The following is a 22,794-nucleotide window of genomic DNA, read 5'->3' as shown; positions in this document are numbered from 1 at the left end:
TTTAATAATTAGGTTATTGAATGAAGATTATACCCGAACAAACTACCAGCCTCATTCAATCCAGTAGCCTGCGCGTAAAGGTCGATACTGGTGCGTTTTGCTTTTTTGTCTTGGGTATGTTCTTAGCTGCCCTATTCATGCACCAGTTTGGTTTAGTGCCTTTTTAATTTATAACTTATTCAATAAATAAAGCCCTCATTTGAGGGCTTTATTTATTTGATTTGCTTAACCATTACGCTTTGCAAAATCATCCATAAATTTGATTAAAGCCTGTACGCCTTCTAATGGTACGGCATTATAAATACTTGCACGCATACCACCTACAGAACGGTGTCCAGCTAAATTCAACAAGTGATTAGCTTCCGCTTCTTTTAAGAATTGCTTTTCCAAAGCTTCATCTGCCAAGGTAAACGGTACATTCATAATTGAACGGTTTGGAATTGCGATCGGGTTATTGTAGAAATCGCTTGAGTCGATATAACCATATAACAACTGAGCTTTTTCAAGGTTCACTTTATGGATCGCCTCTACCCCACCCTGCTCTAGCAACCACTCAAATACCAAACCAGACAAGTACCAAGCGTAAGTCGATGGCGTATTTACCATAGAACCATTTTTGGCTTGGTCACCATATTTTAAAATACTTGGAATTTCTGGTTTAGCTTGATCAAGTAAGTCATCACGAATAATGACAATTGTTAAACCAGCAGGACCAATATTTTTTTGTGCGCCAGCATAGATTAAACCAAACTTGGTCACATCTAATGGAGCAGATAAAATACTTGATGAATAGTCACAAACAAGTGGAGCCTTTACATCAGGAATTCCTGCGAACTGTAAGCCACCAATCGTTTCATTATCCGCATAATGTACATATGCTGCATCGTCAGATAAATTCCATTCACTTTGTTCAGAAATTGCGAACTTGCCATCTACTTTAATGCCAGCTTCTACAACATTAATATCGCCATAACGTTTTGCTTCTTTTAACGCTTTTTCAGACCAGATGCCGGTGTGAATATAATCGGCTTTACTGTTCTTACCTAAAAGGTTTAAAGGAATCGCAGAAAATTGTAATGACGCACCGCCTTGTAAAAATAGTACTTTATAATTTTCTGGAATATTCATTAACTTGCGTAAATCTGCTTCAGCTTTTTCAGCCACAGCAACATAGTCAGCACTACGGTGACTCATTTCCATGATGGATAGACCTTTACCTTGCCAATCCAACAATTCTTGTTGAGCTTTTTCTAAAACGGCAGTAGGTAATGCAGCAGGACCAGCACAGAAATTGTACGCGCGCATGATTTTTCCCTTGTATAAAGTCAAACACAATAAAAATGGCATTTAACCACAGATTGCTTAAGCTTGCAGCAGCTTCTCAAGTAAATATTTCAATGCTGGACTGTATTTAGCTTTATTTTTTCAATTATTGTTGTCGTTATTTCTTTAGTTTTAATGACCAGCTTCCTCATTTAAAAAATTTTTTAAGCAAAAAGATCAACTTGACTTGTGATTATCATTTCACATACCTTGATAGCTATTACAAAAATATTGGCTTAGTAAATTCAATAATTAAAGGAGCTAAAAACCACCATGTTTTTATACAAATGTATAATAAACAAGATGATAATTGAATTTAATAACAAGAAATTTAAACTATAAGGGATGCCAAAAATTGTTATTTAAAATGCCAACACATCGATATAGACAGTCTATTTTTCCCTTTTCATTTAAACCCAAACATCTTGCTTTGGCTTTAGGCTTTTTTTTCACTAATCACTTATACGCCGAAAGCTTAAGTTATGCTGAAGCAGAACAACAAGCTTTGAAAAGTTCATATAGCACTCAGGCCAACCAGGCATTACAGCAAGCATCTCAATTAGAAGCTGAAGCAGTAAAAGGCCTCGGATTACCTAGAGTTGATTTAAATGTCAGAGCCTACGCTTTTCATAGTGAAACAGATGTTCCCCTTGGTTCTTTTAAACAAAAACTTGAGAATGATTTAAGCCAAGGACTAACTGACAAACTTTCACAGTGGAACAATGTCATTCCATCAGATGTGCTGGGACAAGTTCAAGAAGGTGCAAACCAAACCATACATGATGGTATAAATCGCTTTCCTGATTACGCAAACCTGACTATCGAAGATCAGGTGGTACGCCCTTCTATTTCAGTCGTAATGCCACTCTATACAGGCGGCTTAACCAGCAGTGCTAAAAAAATAGCAAATATACAAGCACAGCGCTCTGAACTTTCAAACCAACAACAACAAGATATACAGCGATTTGAAGTAGTACAAAGTTACTTTAATGTGCAGTTACAGCAGCAGCTGGTTGCAAGTAGCTTATTTAACTTTAATGCAATGCAAAAACATTACAGCAATGCCCTAAAGCTCGAACAACAAGGATTTATTAGTAAAGGGCAACGCATGCAGTTTGAAGTCGCTCGTAATAATGCAGAACGTACTTTACAAAATGCTCAAGCTAACTTAAACGCCAGCCGCTTTAGCCTTAATAATCTTTTACATCAACAAAATAATGTCGATTTAAGTACACCATTATTTGTAAACAACACTCCCAGCCAGTCTCTAGAATCACTTTTAACCAGTTATTCACAAAAGTCTAGCCTTGTACAAAAAATGCAGATGGATACTCAACTGGCTAACGTAAATATTCAAGCTCAACAAGCAGCAAAAAAACCAAGTCTATTTGCATTTGGTGAATATGCTCTTGATGAAAATGAAAACTGGATTGTCGGTGTAATGGCAAAATACAACCTATTTTCTGGGGTAGATAAAAATAAGAATATTCATGCCGCTGAATTAAAGCGCTACGCTTCTGAACTCATGACTGAACGAACTAAACAAGAGATTGAAGCACTTTTGAATAAATCATATAACGAGCTCAACTCTGCTCAACAAAGTCATCAGCTTTTACAAAGAAACGTAAATGCCGCTCAAGAAAACCTACGTATTCAAGAACTTTCTTTCCGCGAAGGAATGGGTACAGCAACCCAAGTGATTGATGCGCAAAATGCATTAAGTGCGTTAAAAACTGAAATGGCTTTAAATGCTTATAAATATGTCATGTCACTCGCGACTTTATTGCAAAGTCACGGCTCAATTGACCAGTTTAAAGCTTATGTCAATCAACCACATACCGACTATATTCGTTAATGGGAGTATAAAATGAATCAAGACTCAGCTCATTCAGAACAAGATTCTCCTGTTGCGGATACGGCAGAAACCACCCAAGTTCAAAAAGATGATCAAGTTAGTGACCATCAAGAATCAAACACAAATAAAGATGATTCAAAACCACCTAAAAACTCTAAAATTAAACTGATTATTGGTGTAATTATTATTGCCCTATTAGGTTTAATTATTTTTGGTTTGTGGAAAAGCTATCAGCCGAAACCTATTGAACTTCAAGGCCGAGTTGAAGCTGAAACTATTCACGTAAGTACAAAAGTTCCAAGTCGTATTGAAGAAATTTATGTACAAGAAGGCCAGAAAATTTCCAAAGGCCAGCCCCTTGTTCGTTTGGTTAGCCCTGAAATAGAAGCTAAAAAGCAACAAGCCTTGGCTACCTTACAATCGGCTTTAGCATTTCAATCTACGGTAGACCGCGGTTCGCAACAAGAAAATATCGATACTCTCTATGCCAACTGGCAAAGCACCAAAGCACAAGCAAACTTGGCAAAAACCACTTACCAACGCGGTGAAAATTTATATAGACAAGGTGTCATTTCACGTCAAAGACGAGATGAAATGCTCGCAGCACAGACCTCTGCTCAAGAATTAAGTGAAGCCTCTTATCAACAATATGCTCGTGCAAAACGTGGAAGCACTAGCCAGCAAAAATCTACAGCAGATGCACAGGTTGAAATTGCAAAAGCTGCGGTAGCTGAAGCAAAAGCTTTAGAGGAAGAAACACGCTTACTCTCTCCGATTTCGGGTACAGTTTCAAAAACTTATGGTAAACCTTCTGAATTAGTCGCTATGGGCGTGCCTGTTGTCAGCATTTTAGAAGATGATGATTTATGGGTAAGTTTAAACGTGGGTGAAAACCAATACGCTTCTGTTTATAAAAGTAAAACCCTTAAAGGATTCATACCTGCTCTTAATCAGAATGTGAATTTTAAAATTAAGAATATTGATGCTGAAGGTGAATTTGCCACCATTAAAACGACTCGCCAAACTGGGGGCTATGATATTCGTAGCTTCAAATTACATCTGGTGCCTGAACGTCCTGTCAAAGATTTAAAGGTTGGTATGAGTGTTCTATTTAAAATTAAAGAAGAAAAATAAAGCATGTTTGCCAGTATATTACGGGAACTAAACTATCTAAAAAGCAATAAATGGGATTTGTGTATGGTGACACTTATCCCTGCTTTTATCATTTTCATGTTTAGCAGCATGTTTTACGCAGGTAAAGCTGAACACTTACCAATTGCGATTATTGATCAAGACCAAAGTGAACTCAGCCGTAATATTGAAAAGTATCTTTCGTTGAATCATACAGTAGACATTAAAACAATTACGGCAAGCTCTGCTGAGGCTGAACAACTACTCAATGAAACTAAAATATGGGGTTATGTTTTTATTCCAGACGGTGCTGAAAAGCGCTTCGTGAAAGCACAAGATGCTCAAATCAGCATTGCATTTAACCAGTCTTTTTTTAGTGTCGGAAATACGATTTCTTCAGCAATGCTGATCAGTACCCTCAATGCTTTAGCAGACTATGCTGGTCAAAGTTATCTTGTAAATAGTATTCCCTATTTAGATGTTCCTACAGCTCATGTAAAAATCTCAACGCTTTATAATCCAAGCATGAGCTATGAGTTTTATTTAGAACCCTTCATGGTTCCTGCTGTATTGCACTTATTGCTGTGTTGCTGTGTTGCCTTTGCTATTGGACAAGAACTTAAACGTGGCACATTAACAGCATGGGTAAACCGAGAAAGTTTTATTCAAGGCTTATTGGCCAAAAATCTGCTTTATAGCCTTATATTTTGTGCATGGACATGGGTATGGATGTTTTGGCTAGTCGAAATCCGGGGCTGGTTCGTAGCAGGTTCTCTTAGTTTATTGTTATGCGCACAGTTTTTACTGTATTTTGCCTATGCTTTGATTAGTAGTACCGTCATTCTTGCAACCAAAAATTTAAGTAAAACTTTTGGCTTTATCGCAGTATATGGCGGCTCTTCTTTAAGTTTCGCAGGCGTTACGCTACCTTTAAATAATGCCCCTATTTTCACCAAGTTTTGGTCACTCATTATTCCGTATACCCCTTATGCCAAGCTTCAAACCGAACAATGGGTGATCGGCAGTCCAGTTTTCATTTCAATGATTCCTTTTTTAATACTCATCGGTTATTGCCTGATTTATTTCTTTTTAAGTTGTCTATTGCTTAAAAAATTAGTTCAAGGGGCAACATAATGAAAGAATTCTTTAAGGCTTATGGGCAAACATTTAAAGACATTGTAAGTAATAGCTCAGTTTTCACAACTTTGATTTTATCGGTCATTCTTTATAGCTTTTTTTATCCTACCGCCTATAAAGCTGAGCGTGCAGAATCTATTCCAATTGTGATTGTCGATGAAGAACAAAGCCTCTTAACTTCTCAATTGATTGGACAAAGTGCAAATAGCCCCCATGTTCATATCGTTACAGTTACCAGCAATTTTTTACAAGCTGAACAAATGGTCCGTGAGCAAAAAGCCGATGGTATTTTACTTTTACCAAATAACTTAACCCAAAGCCTACGCCGCGGAGAAACAGGTGGAATCGGCTTATACTTAAGCACAACCAACTTTTTAAAAACTAAAGAAATTGGTTTAGGTCTAGCAACCTCAATTGAAACCACATTAAAAGAATACATTGAGAAATTTGGACAACGTACGCATTTCCAGCCAGCGCTTTCTATTCATCAAGTGCCGTTATTTAATCCACTTTCAGGATATGGAAGTTATATTTTTCCGGCTGTGGCATCGTTAATTATTCATCAAACGATTGTGCTCGGTTTGGCAATGCTAATTGCAAGTTACTGTGAACAAAATGAAAAAATTACAACTGTTCGCTTTGCTGGAGTTTTCGCAAGTATATTTACGATTGGTTGTTTAGGGTGCTTTTATCTTTTTGGTTTTACCTTGTGGTTCAATGACTATCCACACGGTGGAAATTTTATAGGTCTACTCATTGCCGTTCCAATTTTTATTAGTTGTGTGATTGGATTAGGCATGCTGATCGGTTCACTTTTAGATATGCCGGAACGTGCCGGACATATTATTGTGTTTAGCTCAGTACCTTTATTCTTATTAACCGGAGCTGCTTGGCCTCATCAAGCCATGCCTGAATGGCTACAATGGTTTGCGTGGTGTTTACCTTCCACACATGGGGTACAAATGTTTGTGCAACTTAACCAGATGGGTGTTCCATTATCCACGGTTGTACCAAAGCTGATTTTTCTTGGGACCCTTGGATTAATATTGGTGAGTTTATCTTATTATCGGCTTGTTAAAAAATCTTCTTCATAAAAATAAAAAAAGAAGCTTATGCTTCCTTTTTTATTTAAGTTTTACTTACTCTTCAGAAGCATCTTCATTATTTGATACAGCTTCTTCGCTATCAGTCTCGGTAGTATCTACTTCGCCTTCGAGAAACTCTTCTTCATCTTCGACAGCTTCAATAGACACAACGCCTACTAGAGTTTCTTCTTCGCTTAAGCGAATTAGACGTACACCTTGTGCATTACGACCAGTCATTGCAACTTCAGCAGCACGCGTACGAACTAATGTACCGCCATCAGAAATAAGTAACAATTCTTTGGTTTCGTCAATAGACACTGCACCAACGAGCTCACCGTTACGTTCGCTTGTCTTAATCGCAATTACACCCTTACCGCCACGTTTCTTGGTCGGGAAGTCATTTACTGGAGTACGCTTACCATAACCATTGGCACTTGCACACAGTACTTCACCTGTTTCAGGTACAACTACAAGCGATACGATACGGCTTACTAAATTTGAATCTGCTGAATCGTCATTGTCATCTGATTCATCATTTTCAACATCTCCATCTTCTTCACTTAAAGTACTGCTTGCAAAGCTCACGCGCATACCACGAACACCTTTCGCAGTACGACCCATTGCACGTACGTCAGTTTCAGCAAAACGGATTGCCTTACCTTCGTTCGAGAACAACATGATTTGCTGATTACCATCAGTAATCGCAACACCAATTAAGGTATCTTCTTCATTGAGTTCAATTGCGCGTAAACCATTTGAACGGATATTAGCGAATTGCTCTAAATCAACACGTTTAACCGTACCTGATGCTGTCGCCATAAACACGTAATGGTTTTCTGGGAACTCAGTTAACGGCAAGATAGCTGTTACTGTTTCATTCGCATCTAAAGGTAACAAGTTCACAATCGGACGGCCTTTGGCACCACGTGATGCTTGAGGTACTTCAAACACACGAAGACGATATACTTTACCTACGTTGGTAAAGCACAGCACAGTCGCATGGTTTGAAGCTACAATGAGATGTTGAATAAAGTCATCATCTTTCATTGAAGTTGCAGACTTACCACGTCCACCGCGGCGCTGAGCCTGATAGTCTGAAAGTGGTTGAGTTTTTGCGTAACCTGTTTGTGAAACCGTTAATACAACTTGTTCTTCAGGAATTAAATCTTCACGGCTAAAATCAATACGTGATTCAATAATTTCTGTGCGACGTCCATCACCATACTGTTGTAGTACCAGTGCTAACTCTTCGCGAATTACAGCCATCAATAAATTGAAATCATTCAAAATTGCAGTAAGTTCAGCGATTTGACCTAAGATCTCAGTATATTCTGCATGTAATTTGTCTTGCTCAAGACCAGTTAAACGATGTAAACGTAATTCTAAAATTGCGCCTACTTGTGTTGGTGATAAACGATAAATCGATTCAGTTAAACCAAATGGACGATTTGGATCTTCACCTTCGATTTCATCTGGACGAACAGAAATTGCGCCAGCTTTTTCAAGCAATGAAACCACACCACCACCTGCCCACTCACCTGCAAGTAAACGCTCACGCGCTTCAGCAGGGTTAGCAGAAGTTTTAATCGTCTCGATAATTTCATCGATATTGGCTAAAGCAACGGTTAAGCCTTCTAAGATATGACCACGTTCACGTGCTTTACGCAGTTCGAACATGGTACGGCGGGTCACAACTTCTTGGCGGTGACGGATAAATGCCGCAATAATATCTTTCAGATTCATCAATTTTGGTTGTCCGTTATCAAGACAAACCATATTGATGCTGAATGAGTTTTCAAGTTGAGTATTTAAGAATAAGTTATTTACAACGACTTCAGCGTTTTCACCACGCTTTAAGTCAATTGCAATACGCATACCTTCTTTGTCAGACTCATCACGAAGTTCTGAAATACCTTCAAGTTTTTTCTCTTTCACTAACTCGGCAATACGTTCAATAACTCTTGCTTTGTTTACTTGATATGGAATTTCAGTAAAGACGATGGTTGTACGGCCTGTCTTTTCATCTTCTTCGAAATGGTACTTACCACGAATGTGTAAACGGCCTTTACCTGTACGGTAGGCATCAACAATACCCGATTTACCGTAAATAATACCGCCTGTAGGGAAGTCAGGACCAGTAATATATTCCATCAATCCTTCAATCGAGATATTTGGATTGTCAGCATAGGCTAAGCACGCATTTACAACTTCTGTCATGTTATGCGGTGCCATGTTGGTTGCCATACCTACGGCAATACCAGCAGCACCATTAATTAACAGGTTAGGAACACGTGTCGGAAGTACTTCAGGAATACGCTCAGATCCGTCGTAGTTATCTTCCCAGTCAACCGTGTCTTTTTCTAGATCTGCAAGAAGCTCATGTGCAAGCTTGGTCATACGGACTTCGGTATAACGCATTGCAGCTGCGCTATCACCATCAATCGAACCGAAGTTACCCTGACCATCTACCAATAAATAACGTAAGCTAAAGTCCTGAGCCATACGTACAATGGTTTCATAAACAGCTGAGTCACCATGAGGGTGATATTTACCGATTACGTCCCCAACAACACGCGCAGATTTCTTGTAGGCTTTGTTATAGTCATTGCCCAATTCGTACATGGCATAAAGCACACGACGGTGAACAGGTTTCAGACCGTCTCTCACATCCGGCAATGCACGAGATACGATTACACTCATCGCGTAATCTAAATATGAATGCTTGAGTTCGTCCTCAATGGCAATCGGTCGGATTTCCGATACGCTCATGCATACTCCTTCTTACAGATAGAAATTTCCATCTGCTTATATGTCTTGATCTTGCAAAAAATTTAGTTCCGGAAACTGAACTAAAATCGAAAAAAATATAGCTGTATACTATAGCATAAAAGCACTGTGTAATGTGCGGAATCTACACCGCCAATCTGGTGATATTTGTATAATTTAATTGCATATTATTCTTATCATATCGCCATAACGAGCATGTTCTATTCTTAATAAAACTATGTGATTTTTATTCTATAAAAATCAAACCTCAAATGAGATAAAAGTCTCAGTTATACATTTCAGATCAGTATTCATAATAAAAAACCCCTAGTAAAAACTAAGGGTTTTTTAGCTTTAATCAGTAAAGATTAAAGTTTAGATACCAATTCTGGTACTACAGTGTTCAAATCACCAACTAACCAGTAGTCAGCAACACTGTTGATTGGCGCTTCTTCGTCTTTGTTGATTGCAACAATAACTTTAGAATCTTTCATACCAGCTAAATGCTGGATCGCACCAGAAATACCTACAGCAACATAAAGCTCAGGCGCAACGATTTTACCAGTTTGACCAACTTGGAAATCGTTAGGTACAAAGCCCGCATCAACTGCTGCACGTGAAGCACCTTGTGCTGCACCAAGCTTGTCAGCTAATGGATCAAGTACTTTATGGTAGTTCTCACCAGAACCTACACCACGACCCCCAGAAACTACGATGCGAGCCGCAGTTAATTCTGGACGATCAAGCTTAACGATTTCTTCAGATACGAAGTGAGAAATACCCGCATCTTTTACTTCGCCAACTGTTTCAACAGCAGCTGAACCCCCTTCCGCAGCAACTGGATCAAATGCTGTACCACGAACGGTACCAACAATGATTGCTTCGTCAGATTGAACAGTTGCAATCGCGTTACCAGCGTAGATAGGACGCTTGAATGTGTTCGCAGATTCAACAGAAATGATATCTGTGATCATGCTTACATCAAGAAGAGCTGCAACACGTGGAAGAATGTTCTTACCAGTCGTTGTAGAAGCAGCTAAAACGTATTTGTAACCTTTAGCCAAGTCAGCAACTAAGCCAGCTACGTTTTCAGCTAATTGGTTTGCATAAGCAGCGTTGTCAGCAAGTAAAACTTTGCTTACACCAGCAACTTTAGCAGCAGCATCAGCAACTGCTTGAGCACCAGAACCAGCAACTAATACAGTAATATCACCACCGATTTTTTGTGCTGCAGCAACAACGTTTAAAGTAGCACCGTTAAGTACTTGGTTGTTGTGGTCAGCGATAACTAAAATACTCATGATTTTATCCTTCCGTATTAGATCACTTTCGCTTCATTTTTCAATTTTTCAACAAGCTCATCTACAGATTTCACTTGTACGCCAGCTTTACGTTCTGCTGGAGCTTCAACTTTAACAGTTTTAAGCTTAGTACCAGCTGTAACGCCATAATCAGCAGGAGATTTAGTATCAAGTGGCTTCTTACGAGCTTTCATGATGTTAGGCAATGCTGCATAACGTGGCTCGTTCAAACGCAAGTCAGTCGTAATAATTGCAGGAAGTGTAAGCTCAACAGTTTGTAAACCACCGTCAACTTCACGAGTCACTTGTACTTTACCGCCATCAACTTTCACTTCAGAAGCAAATGTACCTTGACCAGCACCTAATAATGCACCAAGCATTTGACCTACTTGGTTAGAGTCATCATCAATTGCTTGTTTACCAAGAAGGATAAGTTCTGGTTTTTCAGCTTCAACAACACCTTTTAAAATTTTAGCAACTTCTAAAGCGCCAATTTCATCAGTAGTTTCAACCAAAATACCACGGTCTGCGCCTAGAGCCATTGCAGAACGGATTTGTTCTTGAGCTTCTTTAGGACCTACAGAAACAACAACGATTTCTGATACTGTTCCTTTTTCTTTTAAGCGAACCGCTTCTTCCACTGCGATTTCACAAAATGGGTTAATTGACATTTTTACGTTGGTAAGGTCAACCCCACTATTGTCCGGCTTAACACGAACTTTAACGTTGGCATCAACCACGCGTTTTACAGCAACAAGAGCCTTCATGTAATCCTCGGCTGTTCTAGCAAAAGTAAATGTTGAGAAAAGTATATTAACTCTTCAATTAAAATTTTTTAGGTACCCTATCTTGCAATGTGTTTGGCATTTCGGTCAAGTCACAATTTCCGCTACTGCTATAAAAAAGATGAAATGCTCAGTTCATAAAAAATTTTTAAACTGCTATTAGGATCTATTTTATTCTTTTTACACTCTATTTTATATATTGATTTTTATTATCTTTTTATCTTATTTAGCATATTAGCTAGAAACATAAGATTACTTTTTAAAGCCTTCAATTCAAGGTTTTTTAGACCCAGTCGTCCACAAAATACTCAAAGATCAAAATTGTCAATTGGGTAGTTTCCCTTATTTCTCTTAAACAAATTTGTAAAAAAATACAAATGATCTCTACATTCACCTAAAACATCTCAATTTAATTATCTTTGATTGAGTCTATTTTTTAACTTTTAGCTTTTATGTGCCCTTGGATGAGCTTGATCATACACTTGAGCCAAATGATCGAAATCAATATGGGTATAAATTTGTGTTGTAGATAAATTACTATGGCCTAGCATTTCTTGTACTGAACGCAAGTCACCGCTACTCGATAGCATATGGCTAGCAAAACAATGTCTGAGTAAATGTGGATGTAAATCGACATTTACACCTGCTCTTTGTGCCTGAAGCTTCACTCGTTTTTCAATTTGCCTTGGAGTAAGCGCCCCTCCTCGTAAGGAAATAAAGACAGAATCATTTTGATCAAAATGTCCTTTCCAAATTGTATAAACTTTCATCCAGTTCAATAGACTTTCTTTTGCTTTTTTCCCAAATGGTACTATACGTGTTTTATTTCCTTTACCTGTAATACGAACAAGTTGGCGATTAAAATCTACATCTTTAACAGTTAATCCCTGCAATTCAGCCAGACGTAAACCACTTGAGTAAAGTAACTCGAGCATCGCTTTATCTCTTAACCAAAGCTGCTGATCAATTGGTTTTTCAGGCATAGGTTGATCTAAAATTTGATTAACTGTTTCTATGTCGATCATGCCTGGTAAAGGTCTAGGTTGGCGTTTTAACTTAAAATCGTCAGTAGGATTAATTTCTAGATATTTGCCTTGTTCAGCCCACTTCATAAACTGGCGAATTGAGGTGAGATGACGTTGCATGCTACTTGAACTAAACTGGTCCTGTTCGACACGCTGCGCTAAGTACTCTCTTAAATCTGAAGCTTCAATATTTCTCAAATCTAGTTGTTTGTGCTCACAGAACTCAAGAAAGCTTTTAACATCTCGTTCATAAGCAGTAATCGTGTGCTCAGATTGATTCTGTATTTTTCTTTCTTTTAACCACATTGAGAGCAGCTGTAATGCAAAATCCAAATTGCTCTCCATTTATTTGCTCATTTTTTTTGAGTGTACCAAAAACTATGTGATCATGAAAATTTGATACCGCACAATCTAATGCTGATCTAATTTATATATTACAATTTAAACCAAGTATTCATTGGACCTTGCTGCCATGACCACCATACTCATTCCTTATTTAATTGCGATTACCTTACTTACACTTACCCCGGGTTTAGATACGACTTTAATTATTCGTACAGCAACACTTGAAGGTAAATCGAAAGCGTTTCAAGCAGCAGTAGGTATTTGTCTTGGCTGTATTGTATGGGGAATTGTGGTTGCTTGTGGTCTGGGTGCTTTACTCATGGCTTCTGATTTAGCTTTTAATATTCTGAAATGGATGGGTGCTGCTTATTTAGCGTGGCTGGGTTTGAATATGATTTTAAAACCACGTAACCAAATCGCAGACATGCAAGAGAATAGTTCAGACATATCCCCTTCACAGAATTGGTTTATTAAAGGTTTTTTGGGTAATTTACTTAATCCCAAAGTTGGTATTTTTTATATTTCATTTCTTCCGCAGTTTATTCCACCAGAAGCATCAGCAGTTACTTGGGTGATGGGACTGGTAATGATTCATGTGGTGATTGGAATGTTATGGTCAACTTTATTAATTTTGGCTATGCAGCCACTGTCACGTTATCTTAAGCAACCCAAATTTGTGAAATATATGGATCGGATTACTGGCAGTATTTTTGTGTTGTTTGCTTTGAAATTAGCTTTGAGTAAAAGATAAATTTTAAAAAGCGTGCTAACACAGCACGCTTCCGTTTTTAAAAACTTACTTCATCTTTTTTAAATAATCTTTAATTTGTGTGGCCACTTCATCAGCATGTTCTTCTGCCAATTGATGGTCGCCATTTTTCACAACATATAACATCGAATTTTCAAATTTTTGATTTAAATATTGACCCACCTGAACGGGGCTCACTGGATCGTTATCGCCCCAGATTAATAAAGTTTCAATGTTTATATCTGATAAAAACTCTTCGTAGTTAACATTGGTAGTAATAAACCAATCAGGATATTTTAAAAATGTTTGGCGGTATGCTTCACGCCAGTCTTGTACATTAAATCGTTCAAGGTTAATTCCACCTGAAGTTGCGATCAAGACCAACCCTTTCACCAGTTGAGTTTTTTGTAGCGCTGCGGCAACGGCAAAAATCCCACCCATAGATTGCGCAACAATAACAGATTCTTCATTAATTTGATCAACCACATGATTTGTTAGGTCTTCAAAACTTTTGACCTCAAGGGATTGTGGTGTATCTCCAAAACCGGGGTAACCAATAATTTTTGTCTGGTAATGCTGAGGTAATTTTTCAATTAAGGGATGCCAAAATGCAGTACTGCCTGACGCACCAGGTAAGAAAATTAAATTATTCATATTTTTATAAAGTAATAAAATTAAAAAATTATTGTACATATAAAAGAAAGCCTCTTTTATCAATTTAGCTGATGAAAAGAGGCTTCTATTTAGGTCATGCGATTAACCTTGAAAATAACGTAAATCCAAACGCCCATCATATACATGAGTTGTTGGACCCGTCATCCAGACCACATCACCTTCTTGCCATTCAATTTGTAGCTTACCACCAGCAAGTTCAACTTCAACTGAGTTCGCAAGTAAGCCACGGCGCATACCACTTACCGCAGCAGCACAAGCACCTGTACCACATGCAAGTGTTTCACCGACACCACGCTCAAATACACGTAAGCGAACATGTTTTTCATCAATTACTTGCATAAAGCCAGCATTAACACGTTCAGGAAAACGTTTATGTGACTCGACTTGTGGACCAATGCCAGCAACATCTGCAGTTAATACATCTGGAACAATAGTGACAGCGTGAGGATTGCCCATATTGACCACATCAATATTAATGTTCTGGTCGTTAGCTAACTCAAGTGTATATAAAGCTTCTGGTTGTTCTGCAATGAATGGAATTTCATTCGGCAAGAACTTTGGGTAGCCCATATTGACGCGAACCCAACCATTTTGTCCCAATTCAGGTTTTACAATACCTGCTTTGGTTTGGACAGTAATACTAGTTTTGGTTGTTAAATGGCGCTCATGTACAAAACGAGCAAAACAGCGTACACCATTACCACATTGTTCAACTTCAGAACCATCAGCATTAAAAATACGATATTTAAAATCTGCTTCCGGTAAATCTGGTGGTTCAACAATTAAAAGTTGATCAAAACCGATGCCAAAATGACGATCGGCTAAGCGTTGAATTGTTTCTGTATCCAAATAGGCACGTTGGCTGATCAGATCAACCACCATAAAGTCATTGCCTAGGCCATGCATTTTAGTAAATTCTAACAACATTTCATTTACTCCTCAGGCAATAAGCGTTCATTTTCCCAAAGGGATTCAACCGTTTCACGCTCACGAATCAAATGGGCTTTATCACCTGACACCATCACTTCTGCGGCACGGCCACGTGTGTTGTAATTTGAACTCATTACAAAACCATAAGCGCCAGCGCCAAGAACAGCTAACAAGTCATTTTCTTTTAAAGCCAATGAACGATCTTTACCAATGAAGTCACCTGTTTCACAGATTGCTCCAACGAGATCCCAAGTTTTTTCTTCAGTATCTGAACTTGGCACTACAGGTTGGATATCCATCCACGCTTCATATAAAGCAGGGCGAATTAAATCATTCATTGCTGCATCAATAATGGCAAAGTTACGGTGGCTCGTTGGCTTGAGCAAATCAACTTTTGTTAAAAGCACACCTGCATTTGCACTAATGCTACGACCTGGTTCCATATAAACCTTGAGACCTAACTTTTCTAAAGCAGGTTTCATTGAGTTGGCATATTCTTCAACACTTGGCGGTGTTTCATCTTTATAACAAACACCTAACCCGCCACCGATATCAATGTGTTTAAGAGTAATACCAAGTTTTTTTAGTTCTTCGATCATCAACATGACACGATCTAAAGCATCAACGAATGGTTTAGTCTCGGTTAATTGCGAACCGATGTGGCAGTCAATTCCAATAATTTCAAGGTTTGGTAAAGATGCAGCATATTGATAGGTTTCATAAACAGTATCACTAGGAATACCAAATTTATTCTCTTTTAAGCCAGTTGAAATATAAGGATGAGTTTTTGCATCTACGTCTGGATTTACACGTAAAGAAATTGGCGCTTTTTTGCCTAGACGTGCTGCAACCTTTTGAAGACGGTCTAGTTCTGCATAAGACTCAACGTTAAAGCAAGCAATGCCTACATTTAACGATGTTTCGATATCGGCTTCAGTTTTACCTAAACCAGAAAAAACAACTTTAGATGCATCTCCACCCGCTTTTAAAACGCGTGCAAGTTCACCACCTGATACGATATCAAAACCAGCACCAAGTTTTGCCAACACATTAAGAACAGCTATATTTGAGTTAGATTTCACCGCAAAACAGATTTGATGATCAATAAAATCAAAAGCACGGTCCATATCTAAGTAATGTTTTTCAAAAGCTGCTTTTGAATAAACATACAAAGGTGTGCCAAATTGCTGCGCAAGCTGCTCCATAGAACATTGCTCTGCATGCAATACTCCATTAATGCGAGTGAAACTCATGAATGTGTCCTTATTTCAAAGCTTAAGGTGAAGTTGTTTGGGTTGGGGCTGATGCTTCAACTGACTGTTCAGCTTGTTCATCCTGTTGCACAACTTGTTTCTGTTCTTTATTACGATAGAGCAAGTATTTCGCACGTTTGTCATAATTCGGATCAGAAGGTAGCTGTAATGCTCCTGACTGACCACAAGCGCTAAGCAAAATACTGCTGCTCAATAAACTGATGAGGCAAATGACACGACGCATCTGAGCACCTGATTTAAACAATTCGATGCAGTATACCGTGATCATGCAGGCGGCTAAAGAGTAAACTTAAAGAGAAAAACAATATGCATAAAAAACGCCAGCTTTTCAGCCAGCGTTTGATCATAAGCAAATAAATTTAATTACTTTTTATGACGTGGTTTATAGAAGAAGAAATAACCAATGATCAAGATAAGAAACCAAATTGGGCTGACTTTAAGCGCTTTGAACGTATCTGGTTCTAAAGACAGCACATAAATCATACCAATAAAGAAAATAATCGTGATCCAACATGTAAATAGACCGCCTGGTAATTTAAATGTTGATTTTGCATGTAGCTCAGGACGCGTAGTGTAGTAACGGATATAACTCCAGATAATGAGTAACCACACGCAAATGAACAGAATCGTTGAAAGTGTTGTTGCAAGCGTAAATGCCTCAACTGTATTTGGTACAAAATACTGTAATGCTGCACCTAACAATAAACACGCAGCAGAGAAATACAATGCATTTGCAGGTACCGCACGTCTGTTCAATTTACCAAAAGCTTTTGGTCCCTGATCTTCACGAGATAGACCAAACAACATACGGCTTGTTGAAAACACGCCACTGTTCATTGATGACATCACTGATGACAGTACCACCAAGTTCATCAAGATCGCTGCTGCTGCAACACCAGCTTGGCTAAACAAGTTTACAAATGGACTGATCGCAGGATCAATTTTATTCCAAGGTGTTACAGACATTACGATCAACAATGCCAATACGTAGAAAATAATGATACGGATTGGAATTGAGTTAATTGCTTTTGGTAAGTTACGTGCTGGGTCTTTCGTTTCCGCAGCCGTTGTTCCCACAAGTTCTACACCAACAAAAGCAAAGATTGCAATCTGGAAGCCTGCCAAGAAACCATGTACACCTGTTGGGAAGAAGCCACCGTTAGCCCAGAGATGAGTAAATGATGCAACTTCACCTGTACTTGAGGTAAAGCCTGTAAAGATCATCCATAGGCCAACAGCAATTAATATAATAATCGCAAGAATCTTAATGAGCGCAAACCAGAACTCTAACTCACCAAACAAGCGAACTGTTAACAGGTTTAAACCCATAATAAATACAATCGCGGCAACACTGATCATCGCCCCTTCAACAGGCGAGAAAGGTAGACCATTATTGAAGAACTGTAAGTAATAGATAATTGCAGAAAGGTCAGCGATACCAATCGTGATCCAACATAACCAGTATGTCCACCCTACAAAATAACCTGCCCATGGACCGATTAAATCTGTTGTGAAGTCAATAAATGATTTATAGGCAAGGTTTGAAAGAAGTAATTCGCCAAGCGCACGCATGACAAAAAACACCATCACACCAATAATCAAATAAATGAATAAGATCGACGGACCAGCAAGACTAATTGTTTTGCCTGATCCCATAAATAATCCGGTACCAATTGCACCACCAATCGCGATTAGTTGTAAATGCCGATTGGAGAGGCTTCGATGGAGCTCACCTTGTTCATGAGGCTCGCTCAGATTTTGATTCGACATTTTATAAATACACTCCAGTAATTTTTTTAGTCCGTTAGCTAAATTCAAATCAAAAAGACGATATCGCACCATTTGCAGGTATCTTTTAAATGTATATTTTTTGACAACTTTTCAGCTAACCAATTTGTCTGTATTGCTGAGGATTCCAAGCTACATACAATTAAATCCGATAATACGCACAAGCCCATAGCAATACAACGCACTTTTTTGGAACATCCAGTTTCTCATTTAATGATCAATCTCATATGAAAAAAGGTGGTCAATATGACCACCTTTTTTCATATGAGATTGTTAAACTCTAGCTTCCTGTTTTCTTAACTTGCGCATTCAGTTCTTGGTTTTTCTTCAATCTTTCTTCCCAGAATGTCGCATTTTTAATTCCTAATTTAATAGGGTCAAATGTGTACTCTTTTACTCCCGCTTTTTGTTGTTCTTCGTAATCTTTTAATGCCTTAATCGTTGGTTTATAAATAAAGTACGTTACGACAATACCAATAATATTAATCCATGCCATTAAGCCTACACCAATATCACCAATACCCCAGATATAACCTGTGGCACTCAGTAAACCATAACCTACAGCAAGAATGATTGAACATTTCACAATGAACAATAATGACGGTGATTTTGTAATGTAGCTCAAATAAGCAAGGTTTGTTTCTGCAATATAGTAATAAGCTACGATAGTGGTGAAAGCAAAGAAGAATACGGCTAAAGCAACAAAGATCTGACCAAAATTACCAAAAATAGTGCTCACAGCCATTTGTGTAAATGCAGGAGAACCAATTTCAGTCGAGGCAGGGACATTTTGAACAATGAATTGACCTGCTTCTAAAGCCCCCTGAACATTATATTGACTTGTCATTAAAATCATAAATGCAGTAGCAGAACAAACAATTATACTATCAAAGTGAATTGAAAAAGATTGTACTAAACCTTGTTGAGCTGGATGTTGAACTTCTGCTGCCGCTGCTGCGTGTGGTCCTGTTCCTTGGCCTGCCTCATTGGCATAAACACCACGTTTTCCCCCCCAACCGATTGCAGCACCAAGACCTGCCATTGGCGTAAATGCATCTGTAAAAATCAGGCTTAATACTTTTGGAAGATCTGAGATGTTAACCACAACAATGATAACAGCCATGAGGAAATAACCAATTGCCATGAAAGGTACAACCAGTTCAGCAAACTGAGCAATTCGTTTAATCCCACCGAAGATGAGGATAGCCAGCAAACCAATCACGACGACCAAAGCAACGAGTTTATAGACACCAACATCACCAAAAACAATTGCGCCTTCACCTGTAATCTGTGTAAATGCCTTACCTACTGCATTGGCTTGAATACCCGGTAAAAACAAACCACAAGCGACAATTGCTGCAATAGCAAATACAATTCCTAACCAACGCTGACCTAGTCCTCTATCAAAATAAAATGCTGGGCCACCGCGATATTGTCCTTGATACTCAACTTTATAAAGCTGACCAAGTGTCGATTCTACATAAGCTGTACCGGCACCAAAGAATGCAACCATCCACATCCAAAAAACTGCACCGGGTCCACCAAAGCCAATTGCTGCTGCAACACCCGCAATGTTACCTACACCAATACGGCCTGCTAAAGATACTGATAATGCCTGAAAAGATGAAACGCCCTGCTCTGAAGAAGTACCTTTTATTAAAAGTCTAGCCATTTCCTTAATTTGGCGGACCTGAACAAATCTTGTCAAAATAGAAAAGAATAAACCAACGCCTAAACATAAATAGATAAGCGCCTTACTCCATATAATACTATTTACCCAATCAACAATTTCTGCTGCACTCATAGATATCAACCTTTTGTATTTCTAAAAATACAATACTCATATTATTTTGTTCGTTTTCACTTCAGCAATATCCATGCCATATCTATAATAAACAGCTAGATACATACTCCAGTAAAAACACCTTCCTTGGGGAATAGATTAGATTTTTTATATCCATTGAAAACAAACTTTATCTGACTTGTAAAAATCCAATATCGTGTTATTTTTGATGTCTTTCCCTTATTAGTTCCTTAGAAGATCCCTTCAAATTTCCTCAATATCTTTTATGATAATTTTAGGAAAGAAGAACGAAGAACTTCCTAAGAACTATATTTATATAATATCGAGCAAAATTTCAATTTTTTATGAGCAAAGTCAAAACTGTTTACCGTTGCGAGCAATGTGGTGCCGATCATCTTAAATGGGCTGGTCAATGCTCAGAGTGTGGTGAATGGAATTCTCTGACTGAAGTTAAACTTGAGCCAACCACTGCTCACCGCGCACGTCCTAAAATTGGGGGCTATGCGGGTCAAGTTGCTAATATTACAACGCTAAATAAAGTTTCCGTTTCTCATGAAACCCGCTTACCTACAGGCATTAGCGAATTTGACCGAGTGCTTGGCGGCGGTTTGGTGACAGGTTCTGTGGTGCTGATTGGTGGTGACCCCGGTATTGGTAAATCAACCATTCTTTTGCAAACTGCAACGCACATGGCAAGCGCAAAAAGCTCTGCACTTTATATTACGGGTGAGGAATCTTTATCTCAGGTAGCGCTTCGTGCGCAACGTCTTGATCTACCAACCGACCAATTAAAAGTCATGGCTGAAACCTGTGTAGAACGCATTTGTGAGGTTTTAGAACAAGAAAAACCTGTAGTCGCTATTCTAGATTCGATTCAAACCCTTTATACAGAAACCCTCCAATCTGCTCCGGGTGGTGTTTCACAAATTCGTGAATCAGCTGCTTTATTAACCCGCTATGCAAAAAATAGTGGCACAGCGCTATTTATTGTTGGCCATGTGACCAAAGAAGGTGCACTGGCAGGTCCGCGTGTTTTAGAGCATATGGTGGACTGCGTACTTTACTTTGAAGGTCAATCAGACTCTCGCTATCGCATGATTCGTGCTGTTAAAAACCGTTTTGGCGCCGTCAATGAACTTGGCGTATTTGGCATGACTGATAAAGGCTTACGTGAAGTTGCTAACCCTTCTGCCATTTTCTTAAGTCGTTATGATGAAGCGATTCCCGGTTCAATTGTCATGATTAGCCGTGAAGGAACTCGGCCTCTTTTGGTCGAAGTGCAAGCTTTAGTTGATGATGCTCAAGGACAACCACGACGTGTTGCACTTGGTCTGGAACAAAACCGTTTAAATATGCTACTTGCTGTAATGCATCGTCATGGCGGCGTGCAAACCACTGGACAAGATGTATACGTCAACATTGTAGGTGGCTTAAAAATTACCGAAACAGGTTCTGATTTGGCTGTCTTATTAGCCTGTGCTTCAAGTTTACGTACTAAAGCATTACCTCAACAACTTGCAGTTTTTGGTGAAGTTGGTCTCTCAGGTGAAATTCGTCCTGTTCCTAATGGTCAAGAGCGCTTAAAAGAAGCAGCAAAACATGGCTTTAAATATGTCATTTTACCAAGAGGAAACGCCCCTCAAAAGGCAATTCCGGGCGTACAAGTCATTGCTGTTGCTCGATTGCATGAAGCCTTGACCGAAGCCATGCAACTCAGTGATGAATTGACATAAAAAAACATACTTTTAAGGTTGAAATTTAAGGTAAATACCTGCATAAATACTATTGTAAATTAACTTTAAACAGGAATTTCCTATGGAAGTACACCAGCGTGGCTTGATTACCGGTATTTTAATGGCTGCTTTAGCAATTTCGCCTCTTGCTGAAGCTAAACGTGCAGGTGGTGGTAAAAGCCACGGTATGGCACGATCTACCACTTCAAGCCAGTCTTATCAACAACCTCGTCAAGTGACTCCAGTTCAACAAACTACTACAGCGCCTCAGAAATCTGGTCCAGGCGTTGGTTCAATGGTTGCAGCTGGTGTGGCTGGGGCTGCCGTAGGTGCTGTTGCAGCAAATGCTTTAGCTGATGACAAACCAACATCTACTGAACAACAAGCAACACAGGCGCAAGCACAAGAAGAGAAAAAAGGTGGTATTCCAAGTTGGATTTGGGTATTACTTGCAGCAGCTCTAGCTTTCTTTGTATTCCGTAAATTGGGATCAAAAAAAAAATTAGCAGCTAATAATCCTTACGCACCAAATAATGGCGGTCAAAACCCATTTGGCCGTTCTGCTGCACCACAAGCAACTCCACGTAATGCTGGCGATAATACAAATATCTTTGGTCAATCTGTGGGTGGCGGTGCAGCAACGCAAGCACCTTTTGGCGGTGTTACAACGAGCAATGGCAATCAACTTCCAGATGGTAGTGAACCAGCTGCGTTCTTACGTATTGCACGTCAACGTTTTAATCACATCCAATCGATGAATACTGCAAGTAACATTGAAGAAATTCGCCGTTACTTAACACCAGAACTTTATAGTTCTATGTATAACGACATCATGGCCAACCAAGATCAAGACGTTGCTGAATTTAGTAACTTGAATGCGATGGTTGTAGATAGTGCGACTGAAAATGGTCAATACGTAGTAAGCGTACGTTTCACTGGTACAGTAAGTGAAGACTTAAACAGCTTGCCACAACCGTTTACCGAAATCTGGCACTTTGTTAAACCTGCTGGCTCTCAGCAAGACTGGGTTGTTGCAGGTATTCAACAAGCTTAAGCTAAATAAATCCTAAATAAAAAAGCCACAATATT

The 22,794-nt window shown here is 38.8% G+C and carries 19 protein-coding genes; 8 read left to right on the top strand and 11 right to left on the bottom strand.

The annotated features are described in order from the left end of the window. Positions 1-20: 20 nt before the first annotated feature. Positions 21-167: a hypothetical protein gene (locus J655_RS25300; RefSeq protein ID WP_017480543.1), complete on the top strand. Its 147-nt coding sequence runs from the start codon at positions 21-23 to the stop codon at positions 165-167. 58 nt (positions 168-225) lie between these two features. Here the strand turns inward: J655_RS25300 and serC are convergent, their stop codons facing one another. Then, entirely contained in the window at positions 226-1,305 is a 1,080-nt protein-coding gene (serC, locus tag J655_RS09930; protein ID WP_032007064.1) for a 3-phosphoserine/phosphohydroxythreonine transaminase, read from the bottom strand. Positions 1,306-1,690: 385 nt separating this feature from the next. On the opposite strand from serC, the gene J655_RS09925 reads away from it, so the two are divergent. Genes J655_RS09925 through J655_RS09910 form a run of 4 tightly spaced genes read left to right on the top strand, consistent with a single transcriptional unit; the run spans position 1,691 to position 6,540 of the window. Beyond that, positions 1,691-3,178: a TolC family protein gene (locus J655_RS09925; protein ID WP_032052334.1), complete on the top strand. Its 1,488-nt coding sequence runs from the start codon at positions 1,691-1,693 to the stop codon at positions 3,176-3,178. 12 nt (positions 3,179-3,190) lie between these two features. Then, positions 3,191-4,312, top strand: coding sequence for an HlyD family secretion protein (locus J655_RS09920; protein WP_032052333.1), 1,122 nt, complete (start codon positions 3,191-3,193; stop codon positions 4,310-4,312). Between the two features lie 3 nt (positions 4,313-4,315). Continuing rightward, complete coding sequence (locus J655_RS09915; RefSeq protein WP_212752016.1) at positions 4,316-5,443, top strand: ABC transporter permease; 1,128 nt, start codon at positions 4,316-4,318, stop codon at positions 5,441-5,443. Then, the gene (locus J655_RS09910; RefSeq protein ID WP_032052331.1) at positions 5,443-6,540 is read left to right on the top strand and encodes an ABC transporter permease; all 1,098 of its coding nucleotides are present in this window, start codon (positions 5,443-5,445) and stop codon (positions 6,538-6,540) included. The genes J655_RS09915 and J655_RS09910 overlap by 1 nt, the downstream gene beginning before the upstream one ends. Positions 6,541-6,585: 45 nt before the next feature. Here the strand turns inward: J655_RS09910 and gyrA are convergent, their stop codons facing one another. The 4 genes from gyrA to xerA all read right to left on the bottom strand — a co-directional run bounded on the left by gyrA (position 6,586) and on the right by xerA (position 12,714). Next, positions 6,586-9,300 carry a DNA gyrase subunit A gene (gyrA, locus tag J655_RS09905; protein WP_032052330.1) on the bottom strand — a complete coding sequence of 905 codons (2,715 nt, stop codon included), beginning with the start codon at positions 9,298-9,300 and terminating at the stop codon, positions 6,586-6,588. A 365-nt stretch (positions 9,301-9,665) separates the two neighbouring features. After that, a complete protein-coding gene (locus J655_RS09900; protein ID WP_002118921.1) occupies positions 9,666-10,598 on the bottom strand; it encodes an electron transfer flavoprotein subunit alpha/FixB family protein in 933 nt (310 codons plus the stop codon). 17 nt (positions 10,599-10,615) lie between these two features. Beyond that, the gene (locus J655_RS09895) at positions 10,616-11,365 is read right to left on the bottom strand and encodes an electron transfer flavoprotein subunit beta/FixA family protein (protein WP_002118903.1); all 750 of its coding nucleotides are present in this window, start codon (positions 11,363-11,365) and stop codon (positions 10,616-10,618) included. 461 nt (positions 11,366-11,826) lie between these two features. After that, positions 11,827-12,714, bottom strand: a complete 888-nt coding sequence (xerA, locus tag J655_RS09890; protein ID WP_081403786.1) for a site-specific tyrosine recombinase/integron integrase — start codon at positions 12,712-12,714, stop codon at positions 11,827-11,829. Positions 12,715-12,880: 166 nt separating this feature from the next. Between xerA and J655_RS09885 the strand changes: the two genes are divergently transcribed. After that, on the top strand, positions 12,881-13,504 hold the full coding sequence (locus tag J655_RS09885) for a LysE family translocator (protein ID WP_032052328.1): 624 nt from the start codon (positions 12,881-12,883) through the stop codon (positions 13,502-13,504). A 45-nt stretch (positions 13,505-13,549) separates the two neighbouring features. Here J655_RS09885 and J655_RS09880 read toward each other — a convergent pair whose 3' ends face one another. The 6 genes from J655_RS09880 to J655_RS09855 form a co-directional block, all read right to left on the bottom strand. Continuing rightward, positions 13,550-14,155 (bottom strand): alpha/beta fold hydrolase, encoded by a 606-nt coding sequence (locus tag J655_RS09880; protein ID WP_081403785.1) that lies wholly within the window; start codon positions 14,153-14,155, stop codon positions 13,550-13,552. Positions 14,156-14,257: 102 nt separating this feature from the next. Next, positions 14,258-15,103, bottom strand: coding sequence for a diaminopimelate epimerase (dapF, locus tag J655_RS09875; RefSeq protein WP_002118553.1), 846 nt, complete (start codon positions 15,101-15,103; stop codon positions 14,258-14,260). A gap of 5 nt (positions 15,104-15,108) precedes the next feature. Next, positions 15,109-16,359 (bottom strand): diaminopimelate decarboxylase, encoded by a 1,251-nt coding sequence (lysA, locus tag J655_RS09870; RefSeq protein ID WP_005067709.1) that lies wholly within the window; start codon positions 16,357-16,359, stop codon positions 15,109-15,111. 22 nt (positions 16,360-16,381) lie between these two features. Continuing rightward, complete coding sequence (lptM, locus tag J655_RS09865) at positions 16,382-16,603, bottom strand: LPS translocon maturation chaperone LptM (RefSeq protein ID WP_016140224.1); 222 nt, start codon at positions 16,601-16,603, stop codon at positions 16,382-16,384. Positions 16,604-16,743: 140 nt separating this feature from the next. Then, positions 16,744-18,150: an amino acid permease gene (locus tag J655_RS09860; RefSeq protein WP_032052326.1), complete on the bottom strand. Its 1,407-nt coding sequence runs from the start codon at positions 18,148-18,150 to the stop codon at positions 16,744-16,746. Between the two features lie 298 nt (positions 18,151-18,448). Further along, on the bottom strand, positions 18,449-19,972 hold the full coding sequence (locus tag J655_RS09855; RefSeq protein ID WP_032036024.1) for an alanine/glycine:cation symporter family protein: 1,524 nt from the start codon (positions 19,970-19,972) through the stop codon (positions 18,449-18,451). A gap of 344 nt (positions 19,973-20,316) precedes the next feature. Between J655_RS09855 and radA the strand changes: the two genes are divergently transcribed. Both radA and J655_RS09845 read left to right on the top strand, forming a co-directional pair. After that, positions 20,317-21,705: a DNA repair protein RadA gene (gene radA, locus J655_RS09850; RefSeq protein ID WP_005073053.1), complete on the top strand. Its 1,389-nt coding sequence runs from the start codon at positions 20,317-20,319 to the stop codon at positions 21,703-21,705. Between the two features lie 82 nt (positions 21,706-21,787). Beyond that, the gene (locus J655_RS09845; protein WP_032007052.1) at positions 21,788-22,759 is read left to right on the top strand and encodes a Tim44 domain-containing protein; all 972 of its coding nucleotides are present in this window, start codon (positions 21,788-21,790) and stop codon (positions 22,757-22,759) included. Positions 22,760-22,794: the final 35 nt, after the last annotated feature.

The sequence above is a fragment of the Acinetobacter sp. 1294243 genome, from assembly GCF_000588015.1.
GTDB classification, from domain to species: domain Bacteria; phylum Pseudomonadota; class Gammaproteobacteria; order Pseudomonadales; family Moraxellaceae; genus Acinetobacter; species Acinetobacter pittii.
The sequence above is the reverse complement of the archived record's forward strand: the minus strand, read 5'-3'. Positions and strand labels throughout refer to the sequence as shown.